Origin of the sequence: Leucothrix mucor DSM 2157, from assembly GCF_000419525.1 — a bacterium.
Classification (GTDB): domain Bacteria; phylum Pseudomonadota; class Gammaproteobacteria; order Thiotrichales; family Thiotrichaceae; genus Leucothrix; species Leucothrix mucor.
Window position 1 is genome coordinate 4,971,715 of sequence record NZ_ATTE01000001.1, and the last position, 24,655, is coordinate 4,996,369.

General features: G+C 46.6%; 26 protein-coding genes. 20 read left to right on the forward strand and 6 right to left on the reverse strand.

Annotated elements, in window-relative coordinates; genetic code table 11:
- Nucleotides 1-2: 2 nt before the first annotated feature.
- From urtC to tnpC (LEUMU_RS27425), 9 genes are all read left to right on the forward strand, one after another.
- Nucleotides 3-1,091, forward strand: coding sequence for an urea ABC transporter permease subunit UrtC (gene urtC, locus LEUMU_RS0122825; RefSeq protein WP_022954619.1), 1,089 nt, complete (start codon nt 3-5; stop codon nt 1,089-1,091).
- Nucleotides 1,088-1,918: an urea ABC transporter ATP-binding protein UrtD gene (gene urtD, locus LEUMU_RS0122830; protein WP_022954620.1), complete on the forward strand. Its 831-nt coding sequence runs from the start codon at nt 1,088-1,090 to the stop codon at nt 1,916-1,918. Before urtC ends, urtD begins: the two co-directional genes overlap by 4 nt.
- A complete protein-coding gene (urtE, locus tag LEUMU_RS0122835; RefSeq protein WP_022954621.1) occupies nt 1,911-2,618 on the forward strand; it encodes an urea ABC transporter ATP-binding subunit UrtE in 708 nt (235 codons plus the stop codon). The genes urtD and urtE overlap by 8 nt, the downstream gene beginning before the upstream one ends.
- Nucleotides 2,619-2,895: 277 nt before the next feature.
- Nucleotides 2,896-3,972: a glycine zipper domain-containing protein gene (locus tag LEUMU_RS0122840; RefSeq protein ID WP_022954622.1), complete on the forward strand. Its 1,077-nt coding sequence runs from the start codon at nt 2,896-2,898 to the stop codon at nt 3,970-3,972.
- Between the two features lie 64 nt (nt 3,973-4,036).
- Nucleotides 4,037-4,411 (forward strand): hypothetical protein, encoded by a 375-nt coding sequence (locus tag LEUMU_RS0122845; protein WP_022954623.1) that lies wholly within the window; start codon nt 4,037-4,039, stop codon nt 4,409-4,411.
- A gap of 18 nt (nt 4,412-4,429) precedes the next feature.
- Nucleotides 4,430-4,849: a hypothetical protein gene (locus LEUMU_RS0122850; RefSeq protein WP_022954624.1), complete on the forward strand. Its 420-nt coding sequence runs from the start codon at nt 4,430-4,432 to the stop codon at nt 4,847-4,849.
- A 71-nt stretch (nt 4,850-4,920) separates the two neighbouring features.
- Nucleotides 4,921-5,490 (forward strand): hypothetical protein, encoded by a 570-nt coding sequence (locus LEUMU_RS0122855; RefSeq protein ID WP_157474434.1) that lies wholly within the window; start codon nt 4,921-4,923, stop codon nt 5,488-5,490.
- Nucleotides 5,490-6,971 (forward strand): AAA family ATPase, encoded by a 1,482-nt coding sequence (locus LEUMU_RS0122860; RefSeq protein WP_022954626.1) that lies wholly within the window; start codon nt 5,490-5,492, stop codon nt 6,969-6,971. The genes LEUMU_RS0122855 and LEUMU_RS0122860 overlap by 1 nt, the downstream gene beginning before the upstream one ends.
- A gap of 423 nt (nt 6,972-7,394) precedes the next feature.
- Nucleotides 7,395-8,861 (forward strand): IS66 family transposase, encoded by a 1,467-nt coding sequence (tnpC, locus tag LEUMU_RS27425; RefSeq protein WP_022950222.1) that lies wholly within the window; start codon nt 7,395-7,397, stop codon nt 8,859-8,861.
- Between the two features lie 210 nt (nt 8,862-9,071).
- Here the strand turns inward: tnpC (LEUMU_RS27425) and LEUMU_RS0122870 are convergent, their stop codons facing one another.
- The 4 genes from LEUMU_RS0122870 to LEUMU_RS29100 all read right to left on the reverse strand — a co-directional run bounded on the left by LEUMU_RS0122870 (nt 9,072) and on the right by LEUMU_RS29100 (nt 13,650).
- On the reverse strand, nt 9,072-10,619 hold the full coding sequence (locus tag LEUMU_RS0122870) for an ATP-binding protein (RefSeq protein WP_022954627.1): 1,548 nt from the start codon (nt 10,617-10,619) through the stop codon (nt 9,072-9,074).
- Between the two features lie 80 nt (nt 10,620-10,699).
- Nucleotides 10,700-11,269, reverse strand: a complete 570-nt coding sequence (locus LEUMU_RS0122875) for a Uma2 family endonuclease (protein WP_022954628.1) — start codon at nt 11,267-11,269, stop codon at nt 10,700-10,702.
- Between the two features lie 548 nt (nt 11,270-11,817).
- Nucleotides 11,818-13,284: an IS66 family transposase gene (gene tnpC / locus LEUMU_RS27435; protein WP_022950222.1), complete on the reverse strand. Its 1,467-nt coding sequence runs from the start codon at nt 13,282-13,284 to the stop codon at nt 11,818-11,820.
- A gap of 24 nt (nt 13,285-13,308) precedes the next feature.
- A complete protein-coding gene (locus LEUMU_RS29100) occupies nt 13,309-13,650 on the reverse strand; it encodes a sulfurtransferase (RefSeq protein WP_022954630.1) in 342 nt (113 codons plus the stop codon).
- A 269-nt stretch (nt 13,651-13,919) separates the two neighbouring features.
- On the opposite strand from LEUMU_RS29100, the gene LEUMU_RS0122895 reads away from it, so the two are divergent.
- The gene (locus LEUMU_RS0122895; protein WP_022954631.1) at nt 13,920-14,621 is read left to right on the forward strand and encodes a transglycosylase domain-containing protein; all 702 of its coding nucleotides are present in this window, start codon (nt 13,920-13,922) and stop codon (nt 14,619-14,621) included.
- Nucleotides 14,622-14,649: 28 nt separating this feature from the next.
- Here the strand turns inward: LEUMU_RS0122895 and LEUMU_RS0122900 are convergent, their stop codons facing one another.
- A complete protein-coding gene (locus tag LEUMU_RS0122900; protein WP_022954632.1) occupies nt 14,650-15,198 on the reverse strand; it encodes a YcxB family protein in 549 nt (182 codons plus the stop codon).
- A gap of 221 nt (nt 15,199-15,419) precedes the next feature.
- Here LEUMU_RS0122900 and LEUMU_RS0122905 point away from each other — a divergent pair, with 221 nt between their 5' ends.
- The 7 genes from LEUMU_RS0122905 to ureG are packed head-to-tail and all read left to right on the forward strand — an operon-like array spanning nt 15,420 to nt 20,575.
- Nucleotides 15,420-16,268: an urease accessory protein UreD gene (locus LEUMU_RS0122905; RefSeq protein ID WP_022954633.1), complete on the forward strand. Its 849-nt coding sequence runs from the start codon at nt 15,420-15,422 to the stop codon at nt 16,266-16,268.
- Between the two features lie 18 nt (nt 16,269-16,286).
- Nucleotides 16,287-16,589, forward strand: a complete 303-nt coding sequence (gene ureA, locus LEUMU_RS0122910; protein WP_022954634.1) for an urease subunit gamma — start codon at nt 16,287-16,289, stop codon at nt 16,587-16,589.
- 14 nt (nt 16,590-16,603) lie between these two features.
- Nucleotides 16,604-16,930, forward strand: a complete 327-nt coding sequence (locus LEUMU_RS0122915; protein ID WP_022954635.1) for an urease subunit beta — start codon at nt 16,604-16,606, stop codon at nt 16,928-16,930.
- A complete protein-coding gene (gene ureC / locus LEUMU_RS0122920; protein ID WP_022954636.1) occupies nt 16,927-18,630 on the forward strand; it encodes an urease subunit alpha in 1,704 nt (567 codons plus the stop codon). The genes LEUMU_RS0122915 and ureC overlap by 4 nt, the downstream gene beginning before the upstream one ends.
- Nucleotides 18,630-19,229, forward strand: a complete 600-nt coding sequence (gene ureE / locus LEUMU_RS27445) for an urease accessory protein UreE (protein ID WP_022954637.1) — start codon at nt 18,630-18,632, stop codon at nt 19,227-19,229. The genes ureC and ureE overlap by 1 nt, the downstream gene beginning before the upstream one ends.
- Complete coding sequence (locus LEUMU_RS0122930; protein WP_022954638.1) at nt 19,229-19,957, forward strand: urease accessory protein UreF; 729 nt, start codon at nt 19,229-19,231, stop codon at nt 19,955-19,957. The genes ureE and LEUMU_RS0122930 overlap by 1 nt, the downstream gene beginning before the upstream one ends.
- A gap of 9 nt (nt 19,958-19,966) precedes the next feature.
- Nucleotides 19,967-20,575, forward strand: coding sequence for an urease accessory protein UreG (ureG, locus tag LEUMU_RS0122935; protein ID WP_022954639.1), 609 nt, complete (start codon nt 19,967-19,969; stop codon nt 20,573-20,575).
- On the opposite strand, the gene LEUMU_RS27450 is transcribed toward ureG, so the two are convergent.
- Nucleotides 20,570-21,085: a TlpA family protein disulfide reductase gene (locus LEUMU_RS27450; RefSeq protein ID WP_022954640.1), complete on the reverse strand. Its 516-nt coding sequence runs from the start codon at nt 21,083-21,085 to the stop codon at nt 20,570-20,572. The genes ureG and LEUMU_RS27450 overlap by 6 nt on opposite strands.
- Nucleotides 21,086-21,600: 515 nt before the next feature.
- On the opposite strand from LEUMU_RS27450, the gene hppD reads away from it, so the two are divergent.
- From hppD to fahA, 3 genes are read left to right on the forward strand one after another with little or no spacing between them, the layout of a single operon-like run.
- On the forward strand, nt 21,601-22,695 hold the full coding sequence (gene hppD, locus LEUMU_RS0122945) for a 4-hydroxyphenylpyruvate dioxygenase (RefSeq protein WP_022954641.1): 1,095 nt from the start codon (nt 21,601-21,603) through the stop codon (nt 22,693-22,695).
- Nucleotides 22,696-22,704: 9 nt separating this feature from the next.
- The gene (locus tag LEUMU_RS0122950) at nt 22,705-23,238 is read left to right on the forward strand and encodes a VOC family protein (RefSeq protein ID WP_022954642.1); all 534 of its coding nucleotides are present in this window, start codon (nt 22,705-22,707) and stop codon (nt 23,236-23,238) included.
- A 15-nt stretch (nt 23,239-23,253) separates the two neighbouring features.
- Nucleotides 23,254-24,594 (forward strand): fumarylacetoacetase, encoded by a 1,341-nt coding sequence (gene fahA / locus LEUMU_RS0122955; protein WP_022954643.1) that lies wholly within the window; start codon nt 23,254-23,256, stop codon nt 24,592-24,594.
- Nucleotides 24,595-24,655 lie beyond the last annotated feature (61 nt).

Genomic DNA, 24,655 nt, shown 5'->3' on the forward strand with positions numbered 1-24,655 from the left:
AGATGTTTAGAATGTTACGAGGCGACTACGGTGGCCAGATATTGATCGCAATTTTGATCATGGCCTGTGTGGTAGTGCCGTATCTGAATTTATATGTGCCGCCGGAAAGTCCGCTGCACCTTTCAACCTTTACAGTGACCCTGCTGGGTAAATACCTGACCTATGCCTTGCTGGCCTTATCGGTGGATTTGGTGTGGGGTTATCTGGGAATCCTGAGCTTAGGGCATGGTGCATTTTTCGCACTGGGCGGCTATGCAATGGGCATGTACCTGATGCGCCAGATCGGTGATCGCGGCGTGTATGGTAATCCTGACCTGCCGGACTTTATGGTGTTTCTGAATTGGAACGAGCTGCCGTGGTTTTGGCAGGGCTTTGATATGTTCTGGTTTGCCATGATTATGGTGGCGTTGGTGCCGGGTTTATTGGCCTTTGTATTTGGCTGGTTGGCCTTTCGCTCACGGGTCACCGGCGTGTATCTGTCGATTATTACCCAAGCGCTAACCTACGCCTTATTGCTGGCGTTTTTCCGCAATGAAATGGGCTTTGGTGGTAACAACGGCCTGACTGATTTCAAGGATATTCTGGGCTTTAATCTGCAATCAGATGAAACCCGAATTGGTTTATTTCTCGCCTCCGCCATTGCGTTGTTATTGGGTTATCTAAGCTGCCGCGCCATTGTTGCATCGCGCTTAGGACGGGTTGCCATGGCGATTCGCGACTCTGAAACACGAGTCCGGTTTATTGGCTACCGAGTCGATAAAATTAAGCTGGCGATCTTTACCTTCTCAGCGGTATTAGCTGGTATTGCAGGCTCTTTGTATGTGCCTCAGGTCGGTATCATTAACCCCGGTGAATTCTCGCCACTTAACTCGATTGAGCTAGTAATCTGGGTAGCCGTTGGCGGACGTGGCACTTTGTACGGAGCCGCTTTAGGTGCGCTAGTGGTGAACTATGCAAAAACCTATCTGACCGGTGCATTGCCAGAGGTTTGGATCTTCGCGCTGGGTGCTTTATTCGTGCTGGTAACCTTGTATTTACCTCGCGGAATTGTCGGTATTCTCCAGCGTAAGCAAAAGGAGCCCGTGACATGAGTGCATTAGACACGTTACGCGAAACCATGCGCCGTGATGAGGTATTTGCCTTTGCCAAGCCCCATCAAAATCTGGAACCCATTACCGATCGAGGCGTGATTTTAAGCCTGGAAGGGGTGAGTGTTTCCTTCGATGGCTTTAAAGCAATTAATGATTTGAATCTGGCGATTGATGCCGGTGAGTTGCGCTGCATTATCGGGCCAAACGGTGCCGGTAAAACCACCATGATGGATATCATCACCGGTAAAACGCGGCCTGATAGTGGTCGGGTGCGCTTTGGCCAAACCATGGACTTGCTGGGCATGAATGAGCCTGAAATTGCTCAGGCTGGCATCGGGCGAAAATTCCAAAAGCCAACTGTCTTTGAATGCCTCACCGTTGCTGAAAATCTGGAACTGGCGATGCAGGGCGATAAGTCGGTCTGGGCGACATTCCGCGCGCGTTTGAGTGGCGAGCAGCAGGACTATCTGGAGCAAGTGCTAACCACTATCGGCTTGCAAGATGGCGCGGATGGCCGCTCTGGCTCTTTATCGCATGGCCAGAAGCAGTGGTTGGAAATCGGCATGTTGCTGATGCAGCGACCCCATGTATTGCTGGTGGATGAGCCGGCGGCGGGGATGACGCATCAGGAAATGGATAAAACCACTGAACTGCTGACCTCCTTAGCCGGTGACCATACGGTCGTCGTGGTGGAGCATGATATGGACTTTGTACGCTCCATTGCGCAGCGCGTTACCGTATTGCATCAAGGCAGCGTATTGGCAGAAGGTTCGATGGACGATGTGCAGCGTGATAAGCGCGTGATAGAGGTGTATCTCGGTGAGTAATAATCTACTAAGTATTCAAAACTTAAACCAATATTACGGCGAGAGCCACACGCTGTGGGATGTGATGTTGGACGTACCAACTGGCAAATGTACCTGCTTAATGGGGCGCAATGGGGTTGGTAAAACGACCCTGTTGCAAGTCATTATGGGGCTGTTGCCGACCGAGTCTGGCGAGATCATGCTGGATGGGCAAGCCATTCAAACGGTTAGGGCTGAGCAACGCGCCAGCTTAGGCATTGGCTATGTGCCGCAAGGGAGGCAGATTTTCCCACTAATGACGGTGCATGAAAATCTGGAAATTGGGCTACTGGCGCGCAGTGATGGGGTTAAAAAAGTCCCTGAGTTTGTGTATGACTTGTTTCCAGTGCTGAAGGATATGCTCAAGCGTCGCGGTGGTGATTTATCCGGTGGCCAGCAGCAGCAATTAGCCATTGCGCGAGCGCTGATGATTGACCCGAAAATGCTGATATTGGATGAGCCTACGGAAGGGATTCAACCGAATATTGTACGTCAGATCGGGGATATTATTACTCAGCTGAATAATGAGCTAGGGCTGACTGTCTTGTTGGTTGAGCAGAAGCTGCCGTTTGCTAGGAGAGTGGCGGATACGTTTTGTATTTTGGATCGGGGTAGGTCAGTGGCGTCGGGGGAGATTGCTGGGTTGAGTGATGAGTTGGTTGAGAGGTATTTGACTGTTTGAATGCTTCATCCTCTATAAAATTGCTGGAATATGTTTACGATTGTTACAAACATATCCAGCAGTGATTTCAAAAAACAGCTGTATTCTATTATGTTCAGGTTCTGAACGGTAAGCCTTAGTATAATTTATAAAAAAAGTCTTAAAATGGCTATAAATCGAGGGCATGATCAACAAATCTAGTTATCCATGACTAGTGGCGAAATTAATTTTGAGTACATAAACAGGCGAGTTCTACCCTTCGCCTACTTATTCGTGCGTCTTAAAATATAGGTAATTCATGACAGCGCAATCAAATGATAAAAATATTAGCAATATCATTGAAGGTATTTTCGAATCTCAAGCAGGGTTTGACAGCACACTTAATCTAAATGATGTTTTATCAAGAATCTACCAAGCGAATAGCTCAGAGGGGTTGGAAGATGCAAATGCAGTAGCGGAAGCAATTTCCAAAACGATTGATATTATCGAAGACAATTATCAGTCACTTGCAAAAGCTAAAGAAAGCGGGAGTTCAAGAGTTGCATGGTTTGAACAGCAGCTTGAAGGGGTAGTGCATGAATACAAAATCGAAAATACTGAGGAGTTTTTTGGTGAAATTAAAAATGCTATATCTGAATCAAACTCCAAAATAGTAAAAGATATATTTGGTGCTGAAAGTGAACTCTTCTTGCCGCTGAAGAGTACTAAATTTCAAGGTTTAAATAAAACCGCCATTGTTAATAACTTCGAAGAGGAAGTGAAGAACAATACTCTGTACAGCGCTTTAATTTTTGATAATGGAAGTTTTGAGCCTGATGAAGGCTCTAAGGAAGTTAAAGCGGTAAAAGACTACTTTGAGAGTGGTTTAGATTCAAAAAACGATAAAGATTTCAAAAAAAATATATCAATGGCTGCCGTCATTGCCAAAGAGAAAGGTTTTCTACCTGCCCTTGAGGGTAAATCAACGGAAGAAATTACAACGATTGTTGATAGAGGGGTAACCGCTGCAAAAGTTGCTCATAAAGTAGGAAGTGGTGAGTTTTCGCCAATTGATGCTGTTGAATATACGGTAGATCGTAGTGTTGCGACAATAAATGCAACGATAACGGCTACTTGTATGAAAATAGGGGAGGCGGTAGGCAGCAAGGTGGGAGCAGCTATTGGTTCTGTACTTAGTCCAGCAGGCGCTGTTGTAGGGGCTACGGTGGGAAAGATAGTCGGCAAGGCGGGGGGCTATGTTGTCGGAAAGGTGATTAAAAAGGGAGTGAAGAAGGTCGCAACAGGGGTAAAGTCAGTGGCTAAAAAGGCATGGAAGGGAGTGAAGGAGGGAGCTAAAAAGGTTGGTAAAGCCATTAAGGACTTTTTTAGTTTTTAAATAAACTTTTGTTTTCTACTAATTTTTAAAAATAATAAAATATTAACGGTAGCTGAGGCAGGTTATGGCGAAGAAAATAAAATTCAACCTGAGGCTTGATGGTAATCCTGTCCGGAATATAGAAGGAATAAGGGATAATTTTTCTATTGATGATGTTCTTGAAGTATACCAAGATGGAATATTACAACGGTGGCTAAAGTCTAGAGGTTTTGATGATATATGTCATGAAGTGAAAAATATTGAGGATAAAGATAATCCTATTTTTGATCTTTTGAAAATATTCGAGGTGCCTTTTGATGAAGAAGAAGTTTCTGAAACTATGATTTCTATTCAACGGCTTAATAGACGTCGTGAAAGGATGCAGTTGTTAGATAAATTAGAAAAAGAAAATGGTATTAAAAAAATACTGTTTATTTTAAATAAAATAACAAAAAAATAACGGTAGCTGAGGTAGGTTATGGCGAAGAAAATAAAATTCAATATGAGACTTGATGGTAATCCTGTACGGAATATTGAAGGAATAAGGGATAACTTTTCTATTGATGATGTTCTTGAGGTATACCAAAGCGGGGTGTTACAGCGGTGGCTAAAGTCTAGAGGTTTTGATGATGCATATTATGAAGTGGAAAATATTGAAAATAAAAATAATCCAATATTAGAGCTTGTGAAAATATTTGATATTAATTTTGATGAAATGGAACTCAAAGAAATAATCTCTTCTATAGAGCAACTTAAAAACAATCGTGAAAAATATAAATTACTAGACAAGGGAGTGGTAGATAATAAAAAAATAATAGAAAACTATCACCTTGAATATAATGAATTATTAGAAAAAGCAACTGAATATAAAGATGATTTTAACGAATTAAAAAAATAGCGAAGATAATAGGGGAAGATTATATTGAGTTGTTTGCTTTAGATGTTCACTTTTTCTATGAGAAATTTATTGTGTCAAGCCCATTTATGATTATTGCGTGTTTGAGCAACTATTTATTAGTAAAATATTTTATAAATAATAATTTTATTTACACTAGATTAATGGTCGATTTTGTGCAAAATTATGATGAAAATATATTTTCAAAACTTATAAATGTACCCAATAGTTCACTTGTTGAGGTTAGAGGATCGGGGGGTAAGGGGTGGAAGGAGGTAGTAAAAGAGAGAGTTATAATTATAAGAGTAGACTTTGATAGATTCACAGACAAGTCCAAACACAGTTTTGTTGACACTTCTACTTGGCTTCGCTCAATACAAGCAGAATACAATGACAGGCTTTTAAGTAAAGAAAACTGTGTGAGGACTCATATGGAAGAAAACTGTGTGAGGACTTATAAGGAAGAAAAGGTGAGTATTCATGAGCTATATAATAATATTAAAATAAAAAAATTGAAAATATTGCCTGATTTTTTGAGTAGTTTGTCTTTTAATAGATATGATCCTCTCTTTGAGTTGATTGATGGTTTTGACGTTAAGAAAGCGCATGGTGAGTATAAAATTCAATATTTGAGGGTTAGCTAATGATTTCACTAAATAAATTAGCTTCCTACGTTGAATCATATCGGCCAATAATTTACATGGAAAGCTTCGATTTTTCCTCTGTAGATAAGATGATTTTGGAAGTCTCAGAAGGTGCAAAAATTTACGAGTATAATGATGCTGGTGGAAATGTGGACTTTGAAACAAAACATTCCATTGATGATTACTCTATAAATGAATTCCTTTCATTGTTCGATAATGTTAAAGAAGGCCACACCGTTATTGTATTAAAAGACATTCATGAACATCTTGGTGATTTAAAAACGATTGCTTTATTGAAGGCTATCGCATTGAAAACTATAAATTTAGAAGGGTATGAGGTAACTATTTTTATTGTATCTACAAAATTAGTTGTGCCTGTAGAACTAGAAAAATTAATTACAGTCTTTGATATCCCTTTTCCTACCGTCACTGATATCTCTAAAGTTATATTAAATTATGCTGAAGATATGGAAACGATAATAGATAGTAAACTCGTTGCCGACTTGTCAGTATTACTAAAAGGATTCACTGAGTTTGAAATCGTTCAGATATTAAATTTAGCATTTCACAATAGTGGCTCAATACAGGAAGAAGATAAGAAGCTGATTCTAGAAGAAAAAGAGCAAATTATAAAGAAAACGGGTTTGCTTGAAATTCTGAATTTTAAAGAAACGGTTAGTGATATTGGTGGACTTGAGAATTTAAAGAAGTGGCTGGAAAATAAATCGTATATCTATTCTAAACTAGAGGAGGCGACTAAGTTTGGTGTAGATGTCCCGAACGGCATTATGATTGTTGGTATGCCAGGTTGTGGTAAAAGCCTGACGGCGAAAGCAACAGCAAACTTATTTCAAGTACCTTTAGTTAAACTCGATGTCGGGAAGTTGCTGGGTAAGTATGTTGGTGAAAGTGAAGCCAATCTTCGAAGAGCTATAAATATTGCTGAGGCTATTAGTCCTTGCGTGTTATGGATTGATGAACTAGAGAAGGCTTTCGCTGGTGTTGGAAGCTCAGGTAGTGGGAATGATGTTACCACTAGGTTGTTTGGCCATTTTTTGACGTGGCTTCAAGATAAAGAAAGCTCAGTTTTTGTCGTAGCAACATCAAATGATATTTCTAACCTTCCACCTGAGTTTTTGAGAAAGGGACGTTTTGATGAGATATTTTTTGTTGATTTCCCTAACGCTGAGGAAAGAAGGAAGATATTTGAGATTCATTTGAAAAAAAGAAAAAAGATGAATGTAAAAATTGATACTACAGAGCTAATGCAAAAAACTGATAAATATAGCGGTGCTGACATTGAATCTGTGATCAAAGAGAGTATAGAGAAGGCGTTTATTAACGGTGAAAAGGAGCTTACGACAAGTGACTTAGTTAAAGAAATTAACGACACGACGCCAATTTCTGTATCATTGAAGGATAAGATAAGTAAGGCTCGAGACTCCCTAAAAAGTTTGGATATTAAGAATGCTAGCAAGTGAGTAAGCTAACTGACTTTCTTTATGAAACCTTTGAGATATATTAGTTCCGACTTCATCTGACACTTCGAGGGTAAAGTCTATGTACTTGCAGAGGGGAAAGTATTGTTGGTTATTACTCGCTTAGCGCTCACTCAGTTTCTCGTGAAAATTTACCCAAGGATATCAAGCTAGGTGGCTATCAGGATATTCCGTTCTTGTTACTGGGTAGGCTTGCCGTAGACAAAAAATATCAGGGGCAAGGCTTTGGGTTCGTCAGGCTTCAAGGGAGTACGCGGCGATTGGTTCTGAATATTTTTGCACTTTCGACACTTCTAGCAGGCAAGTAAGTGATGGCTGAGCATCTCTGGCCTGACTAGCTTGGGTTGTTATAGACGTAACCCTTCACGGGGTTGCATTTAGGCCACAATTCGTTATGATTAAACAATGAACAAACTAACTGAGGCGCTTTTCAATCACCAACTGCCCGCGGATCTGGCGGCGTCGCAGCGTCTCAATCGTCAGTTATTGGATTTAGTGACCCAACTGGAACAGCGTGTCGCTGAGCTGGAAGACATCGCAGGCAGCGGGAGTTCTTCCAGAAACTCCTCCAGACCACCGTCCCAGGATTCACCGGAACAACGGGCTAAGCGCGAGAAGAAGCCTAAGAGTCCTCGCAAGCAAGGAGCCCAGCCGGGTCATCAGGGTCATCAACGCGTTCGGGTAGAGCTGTCTGCGACGGATGAGCAAGTTCATTACTACCCAGGCACTCAATGCACCTGTGGTGCGGTGTGTGATGTCGCTCAGGAGCCTTATCAGCGACATCAGGTCTTTGACCTGCCTGAGGTTCGCAGTCAAGTCACTGAACATTGTCTTTATGAGGCAATCTGTCCGGGTTGCCGCAAGCGTCAGGTGGCTCGCTTGCCAGACACGGTTCCCTGTGGGCAAATGGGGCCGGGACTGGTCAGCTGGATTACGCTGATGAATGGCGCTTATGCCTTATCGGTGTCAAACATTCAACGCTTACTGAAAGATCACTGGCAACTCGCCTTCAGTACCGGTGCCGTGAGCCAGGCCACCCGCTCGGTCACGGGATGGTTGCTGCCGCTGTATCAGCAAGTGGGTCAGGCGGTACGGAATTTACCCGTTGCTCATGCGGATGAAACCAGTCATTACCGCAATAATGAGCAGCGTTGGCTTTGGGTGCTGTGTTCCTCGCAAGTCGTCTACTTTCTAACGCATCATTCTCGGGGTAAAGGTGCCGCGAAGGGTTTACTGGATAATTTTGAGGGTATACTGGTCACTGACCAACATGGCGGCTACAACGATTATCCGGTCGAAAAGCGCCAGCTTTGCTGGGCGCATATTATCCGTAAGTTTCGGAAAATATCAGAACGTGTGGGACGGGCCGGGGTGCTGGGGAAACAACTCTGGCGATTATCCCGCTTGATTGTACACTGTCGTAATCGTTGGCGATCGGGCGGCTATTCTGATGCTGGCTACCACACACGAATGCGACGATTCAAACAGGCGATCCATACGCTACTGTGCCTGGGGTGTGAGACCGCGCCCGCTGACCCGTTAAAAAAAGCCAGCAAAACAGCCAATCAGTGCAAACGACTGCTGGCGGATGAATCGATGCTCTGGACGTTTTTGCAGGATCGCGCGATTCCCATGACCAACAATGAAGCAGAACGTGCGATACGTCCTTATGTGATCTGGCGTAAAACCAGTTTCTTCAGTCAGTCTGCCAGAGGAGATCAGTTCCGTCCGGTGATTCTGACTCTGACTGAAACCTGTAAGCGGTTGGGCTTAGGCGTTTATGGACTATTGAGAAAAGTCTGTGAACAAGGCCTGTGTGGTGAGGCTATTACCGTACGGCTACCCTTAGGTCAGCACGCTATATCAGCGTAAGCCCCCCGTGAAGGGTTACGTTATAGACAGCTGGGTAATTGGCAGTAATATTACCCAGCAGTACCTTTTGCACGTTGATTAAGGCGTTCCCAAAATGCTCTATCGATAGGTACAGGTGGCCGAGAACTTAACCCTCTCAGCAATGCCTGCTCAAGCCTTTCTTCAGCAGCACTTTGTTTTTCTGGCTTTGCCAAAGTGGAGTGGTAGGAATCAAGCTTGTTCAACGTCAAACCCCTCCACATTGCGTGATTCCTTACTAAAATCCACTCCAATTAAATGAATCGGCTGATTCAGCGAACGGTATTTATCCGCATACGCCTTATCCTTAATCTGCTGAAGCGCATTGCCTTCAGGCGCTAGTTCGACCACTTTAAATTCAAAAATATAGACTTGGCTGTTGAATTTCAGCGTCATATCAATGCGCCCGAGATTGGTACAGTCTTCGACGGTTACATCCAAGCCTAAGGCGGCAAAATAAGAATAAAAAACGCTGGCGTAATAGCCTTCGTAATTTTGGATCTCATTGTTTGAATACCAGTGATGCGGGATGCTAGCGAAGAAGCTGTGGAACAGTTGCTTAAGTCCGTCAAAATCATTTTCCAGCAACAGGGAGTACAACTGCATCCTTTGTGTGACTTGTGTTTCTGTGTTCTGGACAAAGAATTGCAGCAGGCTGTTATTGAGGCTTTGGTAGACTTCTTTATTGGGGTAGCCCAACCGATAAAAACGGTTGCCGCCTAAGTCCGTTGAGTTTTTAATTGTCAGGTAGCCTGTTTGAAACATCACCGCTTCAATGGGCATGTTCTCTAGGTCAAAGCTGGAGAGTAAGGCTTCATCACTATTGCGACTGGCAAGGTTGGGTGTTGGGATACGTTGAGTGCGGATCAGATCAACCAAAAAAGTGGGTGTGCCGGTTTCAAACCAGTAGTTTTTAAACTCACGCCGATAGAAGAGTTGTAATACATCAAAGGGATTATAAACCCCTTCACCTAACCAGTTATAGCCGTTGTACCACCCTCTGATTTGTTCGCGATCAAGGCCTTCCAACTCGGCTGAAAATACGGTATCAATGTCATTATCCGTATAGCCGCAGAGTATGGAGTAGCGAGGGTCCAGCGTAATATCGGTGAGATTGTTCAGACCTGAAAATAGGCTTACTTTAGAAAACTTGCTTACACCGGTTAGAAAGCTAAACTTGATATGGGCGTCATAGTCTTTAATGGTGCCGTAAAAGCCGCGCAGGAAATCACGGTTCTCTCTGGCGATATCCGGTGAGTTAATGGCATCCAGAATAGGTTTGTCGTATTCATCGATAAGGATCACAACAGGCAGCTTGGTTTTGGCTTTGATGTTGTCCATTAAATCGGCAAAGCGACTGCCGGCATCATCAAACTGGCGCTTCACATCGAATGCTTGCTCAATGCGGGTCAGTTGTTGATTCAGCGACTCGGCTAAACTTTGCTGTTGGTTGTAATTCTTACGCCCGAAGCTGAAGCGTATGACTGGGTATTTGACTGACCAATCCCATTGCTCATGTGCTGCCAGCCCTTCAAATAGTGCTTCATTGCCTTCAAAGAGTTCTTTCAGCGTGTCGAGGAAAAGGCTTTTTCCAAAGCGTCGAGGGCGGGAAAGAAAGTAGTGTTTGCCGTTGTTAACCAGATCAAGCGCCAACGCAGTTTTATCAACATAGTAATAGCCGCCCAGCCGTATTTCGCTGAAGGTTTGAATGCCTATGGGGAGCTTGCGTTGTTGATTCATCGTGATGGCTTCTGGTTCGTTGATGAATCGATTTTAGCATGACTGATATGCCTTGTTGGAATTATCCAAAGCAGGTTGCACTACAAGCGGACTTTTTCATAAACCTCATCTACCCGAAGTTGGCAACCAATCGTCACTAGTTCAACCAGTGATTCTGGTGAGTTTGCCTCTGAGAGAGTCCACTGCCCATCATCACTACGGACATAGCGTTCAATGCTGTACCGGTCCTGTGCGATTAGAACGTATTCACGTAGGGACTCCATGCGACGGTAATGTGCAAACTTAGCGCCGCGATCGTAACCTTCTGTCGATGGAGATAGTACTTCAATGATCAAAACGGGGTTAAGCAGAGTGTCCATTTCGTCATCTTCGAATTCAGCATCATTGCAAACAACGGTTAGATCTGGATAAAAATAGGCTTCCGTCGCGCGCGAACGTACCCGCATGTCATTAATATAAGCGGAGCAAGGGCTTCCACGTAACTGACCATGCAATAGACCTGCAAGATTAAACACCAATTGATTATGCTCGCGACTTGCCCCCGCCATTGCGTAAACCTGACCGTTTAAGTATTCACTCTTTTCGGTGGCTTCACGCTCTTGTTGCAGGTATGTCGCAGGGTTAACTGTAGGTAGTTGGGCGGCTGGCATGGTATACGCTCCGTTTGGATATACTGAAAGTATAGCATTAGATTATGCTTGTTTTGGCTGTTGAATAAGATCGATACCTGAGTGTGCATTTATGAGTATAGAATGATGTATATCTATAAGTGAGCACATGTATTGGTGTGTCTAAAACCGGTGATAAGTATGAACTCCGAAACCAGAAAAAGTCCGACCGCAAAATTACGTATCGATGATCTGACACTTCGGTTGTTACAGTATGAGCAGACTCGTTTTAACAAAAGCGATTGGTGCTTGTTTTTTGGTTCTTTGGATATACCTGTAGAGCCAACAGAGCGAATGAAGAAGGCTGCTAAGCGGTACAATCAAATCGTTAGTCCTGATGGAGCTTAGTGATTCAAATCCAAAGCAGGTTGTACTAGCCCAGACTTGAGCTAGTACAAAAGTGGCCAAGGAGCCTACTTCGCCATAACCGCCCGCTGCAATACAACCAGCTTATCCCACTGTTCAGCCGATAAAATCTTACGAACATTGTCACGACAAGCCGTCTTTGAGGGTAACCCTTCACGGGGGGCTTACGCTGATATAGCGTGCTGACCTAAGGGTAGCCGTACGGTAATAGCCTCACCACACAGGCCTTGTTCACAGACTTTTCTCAATAGTCCATAAACGCCTAAGCCCAACCGCTTACAGGTTTCAGTCAGAGTCAGAATCACCGGACGGAACTGATCTCCTCTGGCAGACTGACTGAAGAAACTGGTTTTACGCCAGATCACATAAGGACGTATCGCACGTTCTGCTTCATTGTTGGTCATGGGAATCGCGCGATCCTGCAAAAACGTCCAGAGCATCGATTCATCCGCCAGCAGTCGTTTGCACTGATTGGCTGTTTTGCTGGCTTTTTTTAACGGGTCAGCGGGCGCGGTCTCACACCCCAGGCACAGTAGCGTATGGATCGCCTGTTTGAATCGTCGCATTCGTGTGTGGTAGCCAGCATCAGAATAGCCGCCCGATCGCCAACGATTACGACAGTGTACAATCAAGCGGGATAATCGCCAGAGTTGTTTCCCCAGCACCCCGGCCCGTCCCACACGTTCTGATATTTTCCGAAACTTACGGATAATATGCGCCCAGCAAAGCTGGCGCTTTTCGACCGGATAATCGTTGTAGCCGCCATGTTGGTCAGTGACCAGTATACCCTCAAAATTATCCAGTAAACCCTTCGCGGCACCTTTACCCCGAGAATGATGCGTTAGAAAGTAGACGACTTGCGAGGAACACAGCACCCAAAGCCAACGCTGCTCATTATTGCGGTAATGACTGGTTTCATCCGCATGAGCAACGGGTAAATTCCGTACCGCCTGACCCACTTGCTGATACAGCGGCAGCAACCATCCCGTGACCGAGCGGGTGGCCTGGCTCACGGCACCGGTACTGAAGGCGAGTTGCCAGTGATCTTTCAGTAAGCGTTGAATGTTTGACACCGATAAGGCATAAGCGCCATTCATCAGCGTAATCCAGCTGACCAGTCCCGGCCCCATTTGCCCACAGGGAACCGTGTCTGGCAAGCGAGCCACCTGACGCTTGCGGCAACCCGGACAGATTGCCTCATAAAGACAATGTTCAGTGACTTGACTGCGAACCTCAGGCAGGTCAAAGACCTGATGTCGCTGATAAGGCTCCTGAGCGACATCACACACCGCACCACAGGTGCATTGAGTGCCTGGGTAGTAATGAACTTGCTCATCCGTCGCAGACAGCTCTACCCGAACGCGTTGATGACCCTGATGACCCGGCTGGGCTCCTTGCTTGCGAGGACTCTTAGGCTTCTTCTCGCGCTTAGCCCGTTGTTCCGGTGAATCCTGGGACGGTGGTCTGGAGGAGTTTCTGGAAGAACTCCCGCTGCCTGCGATGTCTTCCAGCTCAGCGACACGCTGTTCCAGTTGGGTCACTAAATCCAATAACTGACGATTGAGACGCTGCGACGCCGCCAGATCCGCGGGCAGTTGGTGATTGAAAAGCGCCTCAGTTAGTTTGTTCATTGTTTAATCATAACGAATTGTGGCCTAAATGCAACCCCGTGAAGGGTTACGTTCAAAGTGCTTGTTTAACTGCATATTAAAGACAGGTTTTTCGGCGTGCCACGTGCTTGGGTCTGCTGTTTTAAATGGAATATTGATATCGACGACATCGGTAAAGCCCGTAAACATAATTTCAATGGGATCACGGACATCGATAAATAGCATTTTATCGCCAAGTTCTTGCTTCATTTTCGCCACTTCATTGGAGTCGATGTATAGCCCCCATGAGGTTTGCTGTGCAGGGGTGCTTGGAACATCGGCTGCTTGTACCGATACAGCATTGATACAAGTGGCTAGGAGTAAAGGGGTAATGAGTAAGTGTTTCATCGGTGCGCTTCCTGTGAATTGATCACTGCTTGGTTAACAATGATCTGATAGTAGGCGAGCGCTTTTTTTGAAACATTGATAAAACACAATGCACGGTGAGGGATTTACTCTTTAATCCGCTGGGGCGCTGCTATCTACAGCGTTCTGCGAGCTTTGTTGTAATGGCTAATCGAATGATCAATCATTTCTTTGAGGCAATCTTCTACTATAGTTAATGAGAAATAACTCATTATTCAGTGGTTATAGGATGAAAACCTAACGGGTGCATTATGAAATTCCTCATCTCACTTATCGTTATCCTCGCGGTGATCGTAGCGCTTGCTGTTGGCGCGATGGAAGGTAGCTATTACTACCAGATCAATAAGCTCAAGCCTGAGAAGCAGCTATCCGATACGGATTACTCCAAACAGCTGCAAGAGATAATGTGGGTTACCTCATCCGAAACTGGCGAAATCGGGATGGATCAGCTCTCTGCGACGAGTTTTGTTTACCGTACTTTCAGTTCGTTTGGCTCTGAGGAAAAAGGCCCTGGGCTTCAAGGCTCTTTCGTCGCGGCTAATCTGGCCGAAAATATGCTGGATAACGAGCTTCAGGCAGACTCCTCGGGAGATGGTCGAATGGCACAGTCAGGCTTGTTAAGTGTCTGGGTGACCAAAAACTATTCTGCGACTGAAGCAATGAATGCCTCCATCGATCGGGTGTATCTCGGAAATGAAACCTACGGTGCGGACAATGCCGCTAAGCTTTACTTTAACAAGCCGGCAGATTCGCTAAGCCTGTCTGAAAACCTTGTGCTCGGTGTGTTCTCCTATTTGCCCGACTCAGTAACTGTTTGCGGGGATGGTGCACAGCTGGCCGAGCACGCTAAATCATTACTGGAGCTGATGAAAATGAATTTCCCCGCTAGCTATCAAGGCTCAGCATTCACACTGCCCGAGTTTAGCGAAGCGGTGAAGGCAGGTTGTAACTAGCGCAAACCGCCCGTAGCTAAAGCCAGTTTTAGCTACGGGTGCGTGTGTATTGTTCATTGATAAACGCGATCCAATGGCTCTGCCCAGCCCCATTACCCAACGCCCGTTTGGGAATGTGCAATGCATGGTAGTTATCAATATATAAATAGATCTGACTATCTGTGCTTTCAATGCCGACGATCGCTTCCCAGCTAAATGAATACGCGCTATGGGCGGTTTTAAACGCGACGCCGTCTTCTGAAAATGACACCGTTTGCTCACCCAGTGAAAAGCCATTGTCGTCGAATGCGTAGCGTTCGTGGAGTTTGCGTCGGTAGGAGCTAAAAGCCATAAACCCGATCAAGCCCAATGCCGCGAAGATCAGCGAGGTATTGAGGTAGCTGAAGTCGATCTTGTACGCATCATAAAATCGCAGCAGGCTAGCCAGTGCGATCACCACAAAAAGAGACAGCACCCAGTTGGCGATATCCAGTTTTCGCTTTGCATTGGCAATGCGCTCCACTCGCATATAACCATATTTACTAAGCTCGGCAATCTCGGCTCGGGTGAGTTTAAATGTCAGGGGCTGGTCGCTCATTATTACTATCGTCTCCACAAAAAATCAGTGTTCCACAGGCGTGGCGTAGTGGCAACTTTTACGTGGCACTAGTTTTGTGCACAAAGGCTTATTTTGGCACCAAATTAGTGCGGATGATGTGGCGACTAGCGTTGGAGCGAGTCCCCGTGCCACTGTATCGGTGTTGGCTTGGTTTTTGCTTGGAGTGTAGTGTGCTCTAAATTAAACAAGGATCATAAGTCTTGGCTGCCATTCCCTTAGAAAAAATAAACCCGTCCTCTGGTTGGAAGGCCAAGCTTGAGCTGGCTTATGTCGCTCGACCTGAGCGCACCGTGTTAGCTCGCAGCAGTCGTCGTGGTCCCTTAGCCGTACAGCGCGCGTTTTATCCGGAAGATGGCGTTTGCCATTCCTATGTTTTGCATCCCCCCGGCGGCGTAGTGGGCGGGGATGAGTTGATAATAGATGTCACGGTAGAAGCCGAGGCACATGCCTTGCTGACGACTCCCGGAGCCACCAAGTTTTATCGCTCTGCCGGTCCGTTTGCTGAGCAAATTCAGCAATTCAAGGTAGAAGAGGGCGGCGCTTTAGAGTGGCTGCCACAGGAAACGATATTCTTTCCCGGTGCCTGCGCAGGGCTTAAAACACAAATTCAGTTACATCCCAAAGCCAGTTATTTAGGTTGGGAAGTGCATTGCTTGGGGCGGCCGACTAATCAGGAAACCTTTGATTCCGGCGAATTGCTATTTCAAACCGACATTCAGCGCGATGGCGAGCCTTTGTACAAGGAGCATTTGCAGCTGGACAATCCTTGGGATTTACAAGGCATGGCAGGCCTCAGTGGCTATCCGGTGATGGCGACGATGCTGGCGCTACCGGCCGGAAACGATGCCTTAGAACTAGCGCGCCAAGCCTGCAAAGCCTTTGGCGGCGAGGGTTATACTGCTCCAACATTACTCGATGATGTGTTAGTTGTGCGGTATTTAGGCAATAGCACCGAGCAGGCGCATCATTTATTCAGAAAAATTTGGTTGGCAATTCGGCCGCTGGTGAATGGCCGTTTAGCGGTTGCGCCACGCATTTGGGCCACCTAGTCAATACACGGAGGAAATATGGAATTAACGCCAAGAGAAAAAGATAAATTAATGCTGTTTACGGCAGGCTTGCTGGCGGAGCGCCGTAAAGACAGAGGCTTAAAACTCAATTATCCGGAAGCGATTGCTTATATCAGTGCCGCCATTTTAGAAGGCGCGCGCGATGGCAAAACCGTGGCTGAGTTAATGGATTATGGCCGCACGTTGCTGAGCGTCGATGATGTCATGGATGGCATTGCCGAGATGATTCACGATGTGCAGGTAGAAGCCACATTCCCCGATGGCACCAAGCTGGTGACTGTCCACGATCCCATAGTTTAAGCGGAGGTAAGCCTATGAAACCCGGTGAAATCATAGTCGGCGACGGCGATATCACAATTAACGAGGGACGTGACAAAGTAACGGTGTCCGTTGCTAATCTCGGCGATCGCCCGATTCAGGTTGGTTCGCATTATCACTTCTTTGAAACCAATAGCGCGCTGCAATTTGATCGGGATGCCACTCGTGGCTTTCGTTTAGATATTGCCGCCGGCACTGCCGTGCGGTTTGAGCCTGGCCAAACCCGTGAAATCACGTTGGTGGCTTATGCTGGCTCGCGTGAAGTGTATGGATTTAATGGTGCCATTATGGGGTCGCTGGACAGCAAGGGGGCTAAATCATGAGTACTATTGATCGTCGCGCTTATGCGGAAATGTATGGCCCAACCACTGGCGACCGTGTGCGCTTAGGCGATACTGAGTTGTTTATTGAAGTCGAAAAAGATTACACCCGCTACGGTGATGAGGTGAAATTCGGTGGCGGTAAAGTCATTCGTGACGGCATGGGGCAAAGCCAACGGCTGGATGCGGAAGTTGCCGATGTGGTGATTACCAATGCACTGATTCTGGATCATTGGGGTATTGTTAAAGCGGATATCGGCATTAAAAACGGCCGCATTAGTGGCATCGGTAAAGCGGGTAATCCGGATATTCAGGATGGCGTGACCATTGTGGTTGGGCCGGGAACTGAAGCGATTGCGGGCGAAGGCTCGATTATTACCGCAGGTGGCGTGGATTCTCACATTCACTTTATTTGCCCACAGCAGGTTGAAGAGGCACTAAGCTCTGGTGTCACCACGATGTTGGGTGGCGGAACGGGGCCTGCAACTGGCACCAATGCCACGACCTGTACACCAGGTATTTGGAATATGCATCGCATGTTGGAAGCCGCCGATTCCTTACCGATGAACTTAGGTTTCTTGGGTAAAGGAAATGCCAGTGTGCAAGGCGCGTTAAACGAGCAAATCGAAGCCGGCGCAATGGGCCTTAAGTTGCATGAAGATTGGGGCACCACGCCAGCGGCGATCGATACCTGTTTAAGCGCTGCAGAAGACTACGATGTGCAAATAGCCATTCATACCGACACGCTGAATGAGTCGGGCTTTGTGGAAGATACGATGGCTGCATTTAAAGGCCGTACCATTCACACCTATCACACCGAAGGGGCCGGTGGTGGCCACGCACCGGACATTATTCGTGCCTGTGGTGAAGATAATGTATTGCCATCCTCAACCAACCCCACGCGCCCATACACGATTAATACCGTGGATGAGCATCTGGATATGTTGATGGTTTGCCATCACCTAGACCCTAGTATCGCGGAAGATGTGGCGTTTGCTGAGTCGCGAATTCGTCGTGAAACCATTGCGGCAGAAGATATCCTGCATGACTTGGGGGCCTTCTCGATGATTGCTTCCGACTCGCAAGCCATGGGGCGAGTGGGTGAGGTGATTACCCGCACTTGGCAGACCGCGCATAAAATGAAAGTGCAGCGGGGCAGTATGCAAGGTGACCCTTCGCACCATGATAATTTGCGGGCGCGTCGCTATATTGCTAAGTACACAATTAATCCGGCGATTACCCATGGTATCTCGCATGAGGTGGGATCGGTTGAAGTCGGCAAGCTGGCTGATTTAGTCATGTGGAAACCGGCCTTTTTTGGCGCTAAGCCCAGCCTGATCATCAAAGGTGGTTTGATTGCTTACGCACCCATGGGTGACCCGAATGCTTCGATTCCAACGCCACAGCCAGTACATTATCGCCCAATGTTTGGCGCGTTAGGCGCGGCGCGTTGGTCGACTCGGATGACCTTTATGTCGCAAGCGGCAGTGGATAGCCAGCTTGCCCAACAGTTGGATTTACGCAGTATGATTGGCGCGGTAAAAGGGTGTCGTACGGTCAAAAAGAAAGACATGATACTGAATGACTATCAACCCAAGATTGAGGTTGATTCGCAAACCTATGAAGTGCGTGCCGACGGCGTATTGCTGACCTGTGAACCTGCTGAAATTTTACCTTTGGCCCAACGCTATTTCCTATTCTGATGAGACGATTAACACATAAAGTAAGCACTGAATTGCCAGCAGATGCCTCGGTAACGCTACCGCTGGATTTACGCATTAAAAGCCGCTTGCGGGTCACGCTGGATACGGGTGAAGATGCAGGTTTGTTTTTAGAAAAAGGCTCGATTTTGCGCGGGGGTGAACAACTGGCAACTGAGGATGGCTTTGTGGTGCGGGTAAATGCCGCGCAGGAGCAGGTTTCCAGTGTATATACCGATGACCCTTTGCAGTTGGCTAAGGCTTGTTACCACTTAGGAAATCGTCATATTTCATTGCAGATTGATACGGGTATGTTGCGCTATCAACATGATCATGTATTGGATGAAATGGTGCGCGGTTTTGGTTTAACGGTGACGGTTGAAATAGACGCTTTTGAGCCGGAAGGTGGCGCGTATCAAACTGGTGGACATGGCCATTCGCATGGTCACAGCCACGATAATGATCACGAGCACGACCATGAAGCTTCGCATGATCATAATCACGAGCATAACCATGACGCCTCGCACAGTCACAGTCATGAAGCGGATCATAGTCACAGCCATACACATGATGCGTCAGCCACAGCTGAGCATTCACACTAATGGGGACTGATATCAATCAGCCTCCCAGCTCGGGTATTTCACTCTGCGATACTGGCTCTGGGCAAATGGCACTATTACGCTTAATGCAGCTGACCAGCCCCAGTTTGCCAGTGGGAGCTTTTGCTTATTCCCAAGGTTTGGAAGCTGCGGTAGAGGTGGGCTTGCTAACAGACCGAGACAGCGCTGGCCGTTGGATTTTAGATATCATGAAAAACGGTTTAGCGCGCTTAGAATTGCCGCTGTTTTACCGGCTGTATGCGGCATGGCAAGCGGGCGATGAGGCTACCGTTACACGCTTCAATACTGAACTGTTTGCCCAGCGCGAAACGCGAGAACTGCGTGCAGAAGATGCGCATATGGGCGGCGCACTGGCGCGCTTGCTTACCGAGTTAAATATGCCAGAAGCAAAAGTGTGGAAAGGTAATCCTAAGGCAAGCTTCACCACCTTATTTGCACTGGCTTGCGTGAAATGGCAGATTGAAGTGGATCAGGCTGCGCATGGCTTTTTATGGTCATGGTTGGAGAATCAGGTCGCAGCAGCGATTAAGCTGGTGCCGCTGGGCCAAACCGATGGCCAAAAACTGATTGGCGAGCTACTCCCGCATATTCCTGACTTATTGGCAAAAGCCAAGACGCTGACCGATGATGAAATTGGCGCAAGCCTGCCGCTATTAGCGATTCTTAGCGGACAGCATGAAACACAGTATTCCCGATTATTTCGCTCTTGAGAGATATTTATGACAGATAGTAAGTTACTTCGCGTTGGTGTTGGCGGGCCGGTTGGTTCCGGTAAAACAGCGCTACTCACCCAATTGTGTAAAGAAATGAAAGACCGCTTCGAAATGGCGGTGGTCACTAACGATATTTACACTCGCGAAGATGCTGAGTTTTTACTTCGTAACCAAGCGATGGATGCAGACCGCATCGTAGGTGTTGAAACCGGTGGTTGCCCACACACGGCTATCCGTGAAGATGCTTCGATTAACCTGGCCGCTGTGGATGAGTTGCACGCTCGTTTTCCTCAGCTGGATTTTGTGATTATTGAAAGTGGCGGGGATAATCTGAGTGCCACGTTTAGTCCGGAGTTATCTGACCTCACCATTTATGTGATCGATGTAGCTGCTGGCGATAAGATTCCCCGCAAAGGTGGGCCGGGCATTACTAAATCCGATTTGCTGGTTATCAATAAAACGGATTTAGCGCCGATGGTGGGAGCGTCATTAGAAGTCATGGATACTGATACCAAGCGCATGCGTGGTGACAAGCCTTATGTGTTTACCAATCTGAAAACCGGCGACGGCGTTCAGACGATTGTCGACTTTATCGTGCATCAAGGCATGTTATAAGTGTTTGTCTAACATCGCTTCAAACTGTTCAGCCTTGATGATTCCGGTATAGATTTTTAATACTGTTTGATCAGGGCTGATTAGCACACTGTAAGGCAGCGCACCATCCGGATCGCCATAGGCCGCAGCCACTTTGCTGGCCAGCTCCAAATTATGAGTAACTGGGTAGTTGACCTTGTTGTCGAGCACGAACGGCAATAGCGTGTCTTTATCTTCAGTGGCTACCCCTAAAATCGTAAACTTATCTCCTCCGTATTTCGCCTGCATTTTCATAAAGGTTGGTAGCTCCTGCATGCAGGGCGGGCACCAAGACGCCCAGAAATTCAGCAGTACTAACTTCCCACGGTAATCCGATAGCTTTAATGGCGAGTCATCGCTGAGCAGTGGCAGGCTAAAGTCTGGCGCGGCTTTGCCTTCCAGTGAGATATCGAAGATTGGCTGGCGGCCACGGTCGCAACTGCTTAGCATCAGGCAGCTAACAAGGATGATCCAGCGTGCTATTATTTTCATTTTAAAAGGTTCCGGAAACGTTCATTTTTAGGGTATATAAAAACTAAATGGAGGGTTAAAGTTTAGTCGCTTGATGCAACGCAGCAAAATCACTAATATCTAACCCGTAAGATGATTTCCTCCTCCTCGACCAGTCGGAGACTTGTAACGAAAGCCACTTTGTTACTCTGTCTCCCTCTGGTTTTTTAATGCCTGCGATTTGACAATTTAGTCTACTCCCACAAGCAGTCGCATTATTCTCCCCAATTATACTCAAGTTTGAACGGCTAGCGCCTTGCTTCGGATGACCTGTGCCTGTTGAACTCACAATTTTGATTATGTATAGCCGCAGAGTTGCGTGTGCTCAAGCGTGATTTTTTAGTTATCTAATTATTCAGTGCAGGATTCTATTGTTTTTCTGTGAAATACGACGTTATCTTGCGTATAGGGTTGATTCTTGGGGGAAATTCGCAGGGTATTCATCTGCCAGAGTCGCCATAATGGTCGCCTAATCACACTTAATGGAGGCGCTCATCATGACTAATACACCTGATAATAATGACTTGTTTGAAAATCCACTTGGCTTAGATGGCTTTGAGTTTATTGAGTTTGCCTCTCCCAAGGCTGGCGTGCTTGAGCCTGTGTTTGAGATGATGGGCTTTACCAAGGTGGCCACTCACCGTTCTAAAGATGTTGATTTGTACCGTCAGGGCAATATCAATTTCATTATCAATCGCGAAAAAAATAGCTTAGCTAAATACTTTGCCGAAGAGCATGGCCCATCGGCTTGCGGTATGGCGTTTCGGGTAAAAGACTCGCGTAAAGCCTATAAGCGCGCGCTGGAGCTTGGCGCGCAGCCAATTGACATTACCCCAGGCCCGATGGAGCTGCGTTTGCCCGCCATCAAGGGAATTGGTAATGCACCGATTTATCTGATCGATCGCTACGTAGATGGCGCGGCCATTTACGATATCGACTTTGAATATGTCGAAGGCGTTGATCGTCATCCTGAAGGCTGTGGTTTTCACACGCTGGATCACCTGACGCACAATGTATATCGCGGCCGCATGAAATATTGGGCGAACTACTACGAAAAACTATTCAACTTCCGTGAAATTCGCTACTTCGATATTAAAGGCGAATACACCGGTTTGACCTCAAAAGCGATGACTGCACCGGATGGCAAAATCCGCATTCCGCTTAATGAAGAAGGCGCCGGTGGCTCGGGTCAAATTGAAGAATTCTTAATGGCATTTAATGGCGAGGGTATTCAGCACATCGCCTTAGCTTGTGATGATTTATACGCTTGTTGGGATCGCCTAAAAGCCAATGGCATGCCATTTATGACCGCGCCGCCTGAAACTTACTATGAGATGTTAGAGCAGCGTTTGCCGGGCCATGGCGAGCCATTGGATGAATTAAAATCTCGCGGTATTTTGCTAGATGGCACCACAGGTGATGGCTCCCCACGCCTGCTATTACAGATTTTCTCTGATGCGCTATTAGGCCCTGTCTTCTTTGAATTTATTCAGCGTAAACAAGATGATGGCTTTGGTGAAGGTAACTTTAAAGCCTTGTTTGAATCGATCGAACGTGATCAGATTAATCGTGGCGTGTTAAAGACTAACTAGGAGATCATTATGAAACTCTCGGGAATTCATCATGTGGCATACCGCTGCAAAAATGCCAAGCAGACGGTTGAGTGGTATGGCAAATATTTAGGTATGGATTTTGTACTGGCGATTGCGGAGGATGAAGTGCCATCCACCAAAGAGCCCGACCCATACATGCATGTATTTTTAAATGCAGGTGGCGGCAATATTCTGGCATTTTTTGAGTTACCGACTAAGCCTGAAATGGGCTCTGATCAAAACACCCCACAATGGGTGCAGCATCTGGCGATTAAAGTCGACAGTATGGATGACTTATTGGCTGCCAAAGCGCGTTTAGAAGCGGATGACATTAAGGTGATTGGTCCGGTGAATCACACGTTATTTCAATCGATTTATTTCTTCGACCCTAATGGTCATCGCTTGGAGTTGGCATTTAGCACCAACACGCCAGAGATGGATAGCAAGCTGGATGCGGTGAAATGGGATATGTTGAACGAATGGGATGAAACCAAAAAAGCACCACAGCATGCGCGCTGGATGCATGATGGTACTTATAGCTGATTGAGGGCGCTTACAATGACACAATTAAATGAAACGCATGGCCCGTCGCTACAAAGCTGGCTAAACTCAGCTAATGTGGAAGGGACTGACTTTCCCATTCAGAACTTGCCATTTGCAGAGTTTCGCCGAGCGGGAAGCGATGAGGCTTTTCGGGGTGGTGTGGCCATTGGTGATCAGGTTATTGATCTTGCCGCGCTGAATAACGCTTATTTACAAGGCTCCTTGGGCGACTTATTGACGGCTGAGGCGGCGATTGCTTTGGCGGCTGCGGCTCAGTCTAGTTTGAATGAATTGATGTCATTGGGGCCGGTGCATTGGTCGGCGCTGCGTTTGGGATTGTCGCGTGGTTTACGAGCAGGTGCAGCGCATGAGTCAGTGATTGCAGCGTGTTTAGTCGCCCAGTCAGATGCGGCATATGCGCTACCCGCCCGAATTGGCGATTACACCGACTTTTATGCCTCTATTCACCATGCCACTAATATTGGTCGCTTATTTCGTCCGGATAATCCATTGCTGCCAAATTATCAGTGGATTCCCATTGGTTATCATGGCCGCAGTTCGTCGATTAATGTGTCTGGTGCAGATTTTCCACGCCCGCACAGTCAGATGAAAGCGCCAGATGCGGAAAAGCCTGTTTACGGTCCTTGTAAGCGTTTGGACTATGAGCTGGAAGTCGGTATTTTTATTGGCCAAGGCAATGCGCAAGGGCAGACGGTGACGATGGATGACGCTGAAGCGCATGTGTTTGGTTTGTGCTTGCTGAATGATTGGTCGGCGCGTGATATTCAGGCGTGGGAATACCAACCATTAGGGCCGTTTTTATCCAAGAATTTTGCCAGCACATTATCGCCTTGGGTGGTGACCATGGAGGCATTGTTGCCTTATCGCAGTGCCTGGACGCGTCCGGAAACTGACCCGCAGCCATTAGATTATCTGGAGTCTGCCCAAAACCGCGCAGCCGGTGGCTTTGATATGCAATTGGAAGTGTTAGTAGAAACGGCACAAATGCGCGAGCAGGGATTAGCGCCTCATCGCTTAGGCCTAAGTAATTTTGACTACTCCTATTGGACCGTTGCTCAAATGGTGACGCATCACACGGTGAATGGTTGTAATTTACAAGCCGGTGATTTGTTTGGTAGTGGCACAATGTCTGGCCCGCATGCGGGTAGCGAGGGTGCGATGATCGAGTTGACCAAAGGGGGTAAAGAGCCTGTGACGCTAAGCAATGGCGAAGTGCGTACCTTTCTGGAAGATGGCGACCGCGTGATTATGCGGGGCTGGTGCGATAGAGCAGGCGCTAAGCGTATCGGCTTTGGTGAAATGAGCAGCACGATTTTGCCAGCGATTAAAGCCTAAGCAAAAGAATGAGTCTGCCTGTTTAGCGAGTCATATTGAGTGAGTGTACTTCTATAGATGC